Here is an 8,000-nt window from a genome sequence, read left to right on the forward strand (position 1 = left end):
GGATAGCCCATCGCCCCCGCTGGCGGTTCGCGCAAACCGTAATAGCCCCATAGTGCGTCCGACGTACTATGGGGCTATGAGCAGCGGTGCTGATCCACATCCCATCCCGAGCCCCGATATCACGTTGCGGCAGCTCGAGTGTTTCGTGGCGGTCGCAGAAGAAGGCACTATTACGGGCGCCGCGGCGAAGATCCATTCCTCGGGTTCGGCGGTGTCGGATGCGGTGACCTCGCTTGAGCGGGCAATCGGCGTGCCACTCATGGTGCGGCGTCGGTCACAGGGGGTCACGCTCACGTCCTCGGGTCGGTCCATCGTGCCGCTCGCACGAGAGGTGCTCTCCCGGTCGAACGAACTGGAGATGATGGCTCGCGGTGATCAGCGGCGTACCGCCCCGGTTCGTGTCGGCGCCTTCCACACCATCGCGCCCACGCTCATTCCGCCACTTATTAGCCGGTATGTGGCCAAGCATCCCGACACTGAAATCAGCTACGTCATGGCTGAGCAGGATGCGCTCGCCGAGCAACTCGCAAACGGTGAGCTTGATGTTGCGCTCGTCTATGAACTTGATTTTCCGCTTGAGTTTGAGCGCACCCGACTCGTGCGCTCGAGGGCCGTGGTGCTCCTGCCGGAATCGCATCGGCTGGCGGGGCGGGACGCGCTACAGCTCAGCGAACTGGCCGATGAGCCACTCATTTTGCACGACTCAGTGCCGAGTCGGCAGCACGCCCTCGATATTCTGAAGGAGTCGGAAGCCGACCCGCCGCGAGTCCATGCGACCGCGAACTATGACCTTTGTCGTTCGCTCGTGGGTGAGGGGCTTGGCTGGTCGATTCTGATGGGCCGGCGATTCTCCGCAACGACCTGGGCGGGGCACAAGGTTGTCGAAGTACCGATCCAACCCGCGCCGCCGCCGCTCGACATCATCCTCGCCGCGCGCGCCGAAACGCATCCCGCCCGCGTGCTCGAACTCATCGAGGTCGCCCGCGAGACGAGCAGTGAGCTTATGGGCGCTGGTTAGTGACGTGCGCTGTGCGTCCTTAGAATTAATTACCACCGAAAACGCGAGTTTCCACCTTCTGGAAAGCGGTAAGCCTCGCTTTCGGTGGTATCCAAAATCGGGTGGCGGCTTTCCTCGTCGCTCGCTTCGTGCCTCTCCCTCGGAGCGACCACCCGTAACGACGTTTACCACTTTCCGGCCAACGAGTTCGAACGCGCGGCGACAGGTTTTGGCGGGCACTGTCATCATCTCGAAACCATAGTTTGGTTATTCCCGCGCATGTGACGCCAAATTGAAGCCCTCGAGCTACACACTGCTGGAGGCCGTGCAGAACGTACCGGTCATTGTGAGGTAATTGCAGGCTGTTCATTCGACAGAATGACGGATGCTGCGGCGGCAAACATCGCGCCGTTACCCTGCACAAAACTGGTCGTAACATTTTCGACCTGGACGCACGCTTCGCCGCGGAGCTGCCGGACGGATTCCTGCAGCGCGAACATTCCATACATTCCGGAATGGGTATAGGAAAGACCGCCACCATTTGTATTCATCGGTAGCGAGCCACCCGGTCGAGTGTGACCGTCCGCAATGAACGCACCGGATTCGCCGAAATCGACGAACCCGAGGTCCTCAAGACCGTAGAGTGGCAAGTGCGCAAACGCGTCGTACACCATGAGGTGGTCAATATCGTTCGGGGCGAGGGCTGCGGTACGAAATGCTTCAGCTGCCGATCGACGGAATGCGCCAAATTGGGTCAAGCTATCCATTTGCGAGATGAGCGGTGACTCGACGGATTCGCCTGATCCTAGGACGTAAACAAGCCGATCGTGGTTCCGCATTGACTGGGCACGCTCTGAGGTCGTGAGAATCAGGGCGCCTCCACCATCGGTGACGACGCAACACATGTCCTTCGTGAATGGCCAGGCAAGGTCTCGCCGAGCGAGTACTTCGTCAACGGTCGTGGAGGAGCGTCGCGCTGCGCGCGGGTTCGGTACTGCCCATTCGCGCTGTGACACCACGACTTCGGCGAGGTCTCGCTTGCTCATGCCTCGTTCTTCAAGAAAGGCGGCGACCGGTATCCCAAAGGTGGCATACGGCGGAATCGCGCCGTAGATGTCTTCGAACTGGCCCTTCATCGAAGCGAATTCTCTGCCGAATGGCATAGGTGCTGCGGCGATTTGGGATCGGCCGGATTCTCCGTGGGTTATCAGCACGACCTCGGCTGCTCCGGCTGCGATTGCAGCAGCAGCATGCCTCACATGTGCGATGAAGCTGGTTCCGCCGATTGAGGTCCCGTCGATCCAACGTGGCTGGATTCCGAGTGCGTGAGTGACCTCCCAAGGAAATGTTGGACCAGCCGTAGCAAAGCCATCGATATCGGAAGGCTTGAGACCCGCATCGTCTAGGGCGTTTCGTGCGGCTTCGCAGTGAAGACCGAGTTCAGACAGATCCTCACGCACACCGATGGTTGTCGTCTCTGCGGCGCCGACGATTGCGATACCGCCCTGGTGCATTCGGGTCACGCGGATGCCTCCGTCGCGAGGCGGAAAACCGGCAGTTTCATATCACCGCGCTGTTCGAAGTCAACTCGAAGTGGCGAGCCGAGGGGGATTGCGTCGGGTGCCGGATCGATGCCGACAATGTTGGTGAGCATCCGTGGCCCTTCTTCTAGTGTGACGATCGCGATGATCTGTGGGTCTGGCCCAAACTGAGGCAGCGGTCGAAAGTTGATCGAATAGGAAGTCAATGTCGCTCGGCCACTGACGGTGCGCCATTCCACATCGCTCGAGGCACACGTCGGATCCGGACAAAAAGGGCGTGGGTAAAAATAAAACTCTGTACAGGCGTTGCAGCGTTGTATTCGCAATTTGCCACGATTGGCAGCGTCCCAGAACTCGCGTGTCTCGGGCGTCGGTACAGGCAATGGCGGAGTCTTCATCGAACCTCCTAGTTCTTCATGATTGTGACCGGATGCGTCGCTATTTCATTGGTCTTTGCCCTCGTGACAAGACATTTGAGTCGCTGGTCAAGGTGCGATACGTAGCGTATCGTTAGGTTTGGGTCAGCGCAACGAGGTTTGGGTTTCTTCTATCTGGCCGTGCGGTGCGTTTGGCATCAGATCACAACGGATTCGTCGACCAGCCGTGGTCAGCGAATAGGCAGAGAGGCTTATATATGTCCCGAATTGAATCGCCAACTGAAAGCATCACGCAAGTTACCGAATCGATCGGACTGACCTGGCGACATTAGTGCTATTTCGTGATAATCGCGTTGATCATGCTCTGTGATGGCATGGACGTCACCATCGTCAGTCATATCTTCCCTTCGCTCATGAAAGAGTGGGGAATCGAAATCGGTGGCGGTATCGCTCTTGTCGTGAGCGGCGGTTTCATCGCAATGGGTATCGGTGCACTGGTCGCGGGTCGGCTTGCCGACCGATTCGGGCGCAAGCTGGTGTTCGTAGCAGTCACCTCACTGTTTGCCATCGCGACGGCGCTGGGTGCGACCGCCGAGGATTTCACTGCATTCACCGCGTGGCGATGGATCGCCTGCTTGGGAATGGGCGCGGCAATGGCCATCGCCAACACACTCCTTTCCGAGCTGGTCCCTAAAGAGCGTCGTTCCGCACTGTTGGCCATCGCTTATGCTGCGGTCGGGCTCGGTACATCCGTAGGGGCGACCTTCGCTGGCATCTTGCTCCCGAACTATGGGTGGCGCGTTCTGCTCCTGGTTGCAGGCACGCTTCCACTCGTCTTTGCAATTGTCGCGGCCATTGTCATTCCCGAATCCCCTTCGTTCTATGCCATTCGCGGTCAGATTGAAAAGGCGAAGCGGAGTCTGCGGCGACTTATGCCAACGGTAGACCTCGCTCGAATCGATTTCTCGATTCCGGTGATTTCGTCCAATGTGGAAAGTGCCAGGGGTGCATTAGTGCAGCTATTTTCTCAAAGGTACGCCTTGACGACGGTGCTTCTCATCGCCTTCGGGTTCCTCTCCCTCGGTACGCAGCTGACGATCGTCCAATATCTACCGAGCCTGATGCAAATGCCCGATCCTGGCCTTACCAGCGTCGAGAGTAGTTCCGTGATGGGAACGTACGGTCTCGCCAGTACGATCGGTGGGCTATTGGTTGGAGTCTTTCTTGCTCGGTGGTCGAGATTCGTGGTCTTCGGGTCTTTGCTAGTTCTGTCCGCACTTGTCGTCGTTTCGGTCGGTGTATGGCCGAACCTCTCCCACGGAACTCTCCTGCTACTCATGGCCGCATTCGGATTCATCATTCCGTCCGTGCTTGGCCCTTCGCGATCGATTCTTGCGGCCGCGGCGTACCCAACTGCGGTCCGAGCCACAGGTATAGGTGCGACCGAGATGGGCGGGCGCGTCGGTTCCGCTGTGGGTGGTGCTGCGGGAGGAGCGCTTATTGGCGCCGGCCTCACGATGAGCGGGTTCTTCCTCACGCTGCTCGTACCGATGGTGTTACTCTTTGCCGCATTGATCGGACTCAAAACAATTGACTCCCGAACAAATCGAACGACGATAGTGGAACGCCGAGTGCCAGTTGACGCCGAGTGATTAGCCATCCCGAGTCCCGACATCACGCTTCGGCAACTTGTTCGATTCCTCATGCTGATTGAAGAATGCGCGATTGGACTTCAAACGTAATTTCACTTGATCCAATTACGGGCAGTGGTACTCCTGGCGGAGAAATGTCGGATGACGGAAGCCATCCCAGCGAACTCTCGAATGGGTTCCTGGTGCCGCAGCGCCTCTCCAGGTTCGCAGAGTTATCGTTACGGCGTCGCGATATTCCGCGCCACGGTATCGCGCGCGAACTCGACGAAAGCCTGGGCCCGGTCCGTTAGGTGCACGCCTTGTGGCCAGCAGATCACAGCCCATTCAACCTCGGTGGTCGCATGAATTCGCTTGGCCACGAGAGGAAGATCCTCGTAGCTGCGGTCAAGTCGGGCCTTCTGGATAAGCAGGCTGTAACCGAGATTGCGTGCGACCATCGAACGCACAAACTCAAAATTCGGGCTGGTGTACGCAACCTTTGGTGTTACTCCAGCTCGATGGAGTAAATCGAGCGTATGACGGCCGCTGGGTGGCAAATCGAGCATGATCAACGGATCTCCAGCGAGTTGTTCGAGGGATATCTCATCGGAATTGGCAAGGCGATGCTCGGTCGACAGCAACGCATGCACTTCGGTTTCGTAGAGCTTTTCCATTTCGAGCCCAGCGGGCAAGTTGAGTCTGTACCCGATCACCACGTCGAGCTTTCCCTCGATGAGCTGCTGCGTTAGATCGTCGAGCGACCCGTCCCTAAGTCGGAGCTGCACGTTCGGGTGCGCCCGGGTAAAGCCGTCGATGAGCGAAGGCAGGACCGTCGCGGACAGCGTCGAATAGCATCCGACAGAAATCGGACCACTGATGTCGCCGCCATGGCTAGAAAGCGTTCGCTCGATTTCGATTGCGTCGGTGAGCAGCATCCGCGCCTGCTCGAGCAGGTGGTTGCCAGCGGACGTGGGAGTGATTCCGCGTGCTCGCTGTCGGATCACGAGTTGTACACCCAGTGACCTCTCGAGATCGCTGACGGCGACTGCGACGGCCGCGGGAGTGAGGAACATCTCCTTTGCCGCTGAGGCGAAAGAGCCCGCACGAATCGTGGCTTGAAAGAGCTCCAGTTGTCGCAACGTGAAATTTGGTGCAGTCTCAGTCACCGCTTCCTCCAAAGATAGTTTTATTTAACTAGTCCGCAAACAATACTCGTTTGTAAATGGTTTGTTTCGCCGAGAGACTAGTACCAATTCGTGAAAGTCATCACCCGAACGAGGAGGTTCTGATGACAACTCTTACAGCCGCTCCTGAGGTCGATTGGGTCGACCCCAAGACGCTCGTTGTAGACCCATACCCCACCTACGCTCGACTTCGCGAGGAAGCACCGGTCGCGTTCGTGCCGTCTCTCGGACGATACTTCGTAACGCGGTTTCAAGACTGTTTCGACGTCGAAATGGATCACGAGACCTTTAGCTCCCACGAAGACGAAAAGCGTTCGACCATGATCCGAGCGATGGGGCGCCCCATGCTCCGACTCGATGATCCGCAGCACAAGGTGGAACGCAATGCGATCGCACCTGCGCTTAGGCCAATGGCGATCAAGAAGCACTGGATGCCCATCTTTCACGAGATAGCCGAAAAGCACGCGGCGACGCTGCGCGAAGCAGGTGCCGGCGCGGACTTGTTCAAGCTCTTCGCGGTCCCGTATGTCGCCGACAGTCTTAGCCACATCATCGGCTTCCGCAATGTCACGCCCGGGCAGTTCATGGATTGGTCGCACACCTTCATCGCCGGGATCGGCAACGTCACCAACGACGCGAGAATCTGGCAAGAAACCGCGCGCGTTTGTGAAGAAGTCGACGATGCGATCGAAGAGGCTGTGACGCGACTTTCGGTCGAGCCTGACGCATCCATGATTTCTTCGATGCTCGCCGCCGGAATGGACCTTGACCGTCTACGCACCAACGTGCGTCTCACTATCTCCGGTGGGATGAACGAACCGAGTCACGTCATCTCGGGTGCGATCTGGAGCCTCACCCAGGCACCCGAGCAGCGAGCGCGGGTGCTCGCGGGGGAGAGCACGTGGCGAGATGTCTTCGAGGAGACCGCCCGGGTGCACTCACCGGTGGGAATGTATCCGCGACTTGTGACACGGGACACCGAGATCGGCGGAGTCCGTATCCCCGCCGGATCGACGGTGGCAGTCGTGGGTGCGTCGGCGAACCGTGATGAGCGGAAGTTCGCGGATGCGGATCAGTTCGACCTCACTCGCGAGAGTGCCGCGCACCTCGCTTTCGGAAACGGCACACACATCTGCGCAGGCAATTGGGTTGCCCGCAGTATGGTCGGCGAAGTTGCGCTGCCGTTCCTTTACGGACAGTTCCCCGAACTTACGGTTGTGCAACCGGACGGCATTGAGTTTCGCGGCTGGGTCTTTCGCGGCACAAAATCACTGCCCGTCGAGTGGTCATAAGCAGCAGTTTGTATCGATTAGGAGTCACAGATGACTGTTAAAATTTACTTTGGAACCGAAAGTGGTAACTCCGAGATGGTGGCATTCGACATTGCGGATGCACACGGTGCGCAGGCAGAAGACCTCTCAGACGTTGAAGTGGAGAGTCTGAGCCCCGAGCATTTCTACCTCATCGTGTGCTCGACGCACGGCGAAGGTGAGCTGCCGCAGAGCGCAGTGCCGTTCATGGATGCCCTTGGTAGTTCTCGCCCCGACCTCACCGGGCTACGCTATGCCATGTTTGGGCTGGGAGACAGCACCTACCCGAACTACAGCAAAGGAAGCGAACACATCGATACGCTGTTCGCCGAACTCGGCGCGGAACGAATCGGTGAGTACGGTCGCCACGATGCCGCTGGTCGAGAGGACGTTAGCGAATTAGCGCTGGTATGGGCTGCGCAGGTCGTTGAGCAGCATGAAGCTGCCCGACACGCGGTCTAACCTTTTGTCAGCGAGATGATAGAAAGAGTCACTATGCACTCACGTGTGCGAACGATGGTGGAGACCGATCAAAGTGCCGAGCGGCTTGGGATCACCGACGTCGAGGCGGATGACGGCCGCGCAGTATCGAGGCTATTGGTTGCACCGGACATGGCAAACGGACACGGCGTGGCTCATGGTGGATTTGTCTTTGCGCTCGCTGACTACGCGTTTGCGTGCGCGGCCAATACCGTGCTCGCAGATATCGCGACTGTTGAAGCATCAATTTCGTACCTATCACCGGCACACGTTGGAGACGCCCTGGTGGCGGAGGCTGCGACCACTTACTTCGACGAACGTCGCGTGGTAGTTGATGTCACGGTGTCAGCGGGCGATGTGACAGTTGCCCTGTTCCGGGGTTCGGGTCGACGAATGTCGAAATCTCGCCGCGCGTAGTTTCCAATAAAGCGATGAAGGGGTGGCCCGACGAGAGTCGGGCCACCCCTTAAGTACTTTGAC

At 58.4% G+C, this 8,000-nt stretch carries 8 protein-coding genes; 5 read left to right on the forward strand and 3 right to left on the reverse strand.

Features of this window, described 5'->3' with window-relative positions; translation table 11 throughout:
- Positions 1-76: 76 nt before the first annotated feature.
- On the forward strand, positions 77-1,018 hold the full coding sequence (locus ACTHXA_RS03845) for a LysR family transcriptional regulator (protein WP_441669522.1): 942 nt from the start codon (positions 77-79) through the stop codon (positions 1,016-1,018).
- A 320-nt stretch (positions 1,019-1,338) separates the two neighbouring features.
- Here ACTHXA_RS03845 and ACTHXA_RS03850 read toward each other — a convergent pair whose 3' ends face one another.
- Both ACTHXA_RS03850 and ACTHXA_RS03855 read right to left on the reverse strand, forming a co-directional pair.
- Entirely contained in the window at positions 1,339-2,511 is a 1,173-nt protein-coding gene (locus ACTHXA_RS03850; RefSeq protein WP_441669633.1) for a thiolase C-terminal domain-containing protein, read from the reverse strand.
- Between the two features lie 5 nt (positions 2,512-2,516).
- Positions 2,517-2,936, reverse strand: a complete 420-nt coding sequence (locus ACTHXA_RS03855) for a Zn-ribbon domain-containing OB-fold protein (RefSeq protein WP_441669524.1) — start codon at positions 2,934-2,936, stop codon at positions 2,517-2,519.
- Positions 2,937-3,274: 338 nt separating this feature from the next.
- Here ACTHXA_RS03855 and ACTHXA_RS03860 point away from each other — a divergent pair, with 338 nt between their 5' ends.
- A complete protein-coding gene (locus ACTHXA_RS03860; RefSeq protein WP_441669635.1) occupies positions 3,275-4,567 on the forward strand; it encodes an MFS transporter in 1,293 nt (430 codons plus the stop codon).
- 218 nt (positions 4,568-4,785) lie between these two features.
- On the opposite strand, the gene ACTHXA_RS03865 is transcribed toward ACTHXA_RS03860, so the two are convergent.
- On the reverse strand, positions 4,786-5,712 hold the full coding sequence (locus ACTHXA_RS03865; RefSeq protein ID WP_441669526.1) for a LysR family transcriptional regulator: 927 nt from the start codon (positions 5,710-5,712) through the stop codon (positions 4,786-4,788).
- A 122-nt stretch (positions 5,713-5,834) separates the two neighbouring features.
- Here ACTHXA_RS03865 and ACTHXA_RS03870 point away from each other — a divergent pair, with 122 nt between their 5' ends.
- From ACTHXA_RS03870 to ACTHXA_RS03880, 3 genes are read left to right on the forward strand one after another with little or no spacing between them, the layout of a single operon-like run.
- Positions 5,835-7,022 (forward strand): cytochrome P450, encoded by a 1,188-nt coding sequence (locus ACTHXA_RS03870; protein WP_441669528.1) that lies wholly within the window; start codon positions 5,835-5,837, stop codon positions 7,020-7,022.
- Between the two features lie 30 nt (positions 7,023-7,052).
- The gene (locus ACTHXA_RS03875; RefSeq protein ID WP_441669530.1) at positions 7,053-7,502 is read left to right on the forward strand and encodes a flavodoxin domain-containing protein; all 450 of its coding nucleotides are present in this window, start codon (positions 7,053-7,055) and stop codon (positions 7,500-7,502) included.
- Positions 7,503-7,535: 33 nt separating this feature from the next.
- A complete protein-coding gene (locus tag ACTHXA_RS03880; protein WP_441669532.1) occupies positions 7,536-7,937 on the forward strand; it encodes a PaaI family thioesterase in 402 nt (133 codons plus the stop codon).
- The last annotated feature ends 63 nt before the right edge of the window (positions 7,938-8,000 follow it).

The organism is Gulosibacter sp., from assembly GCF_052090685.1.
GTDB lineage: Bacteria > Actinomycetota > Actinomycetes > Actinomycetales > Microbacteriaceae > Gulosibacter.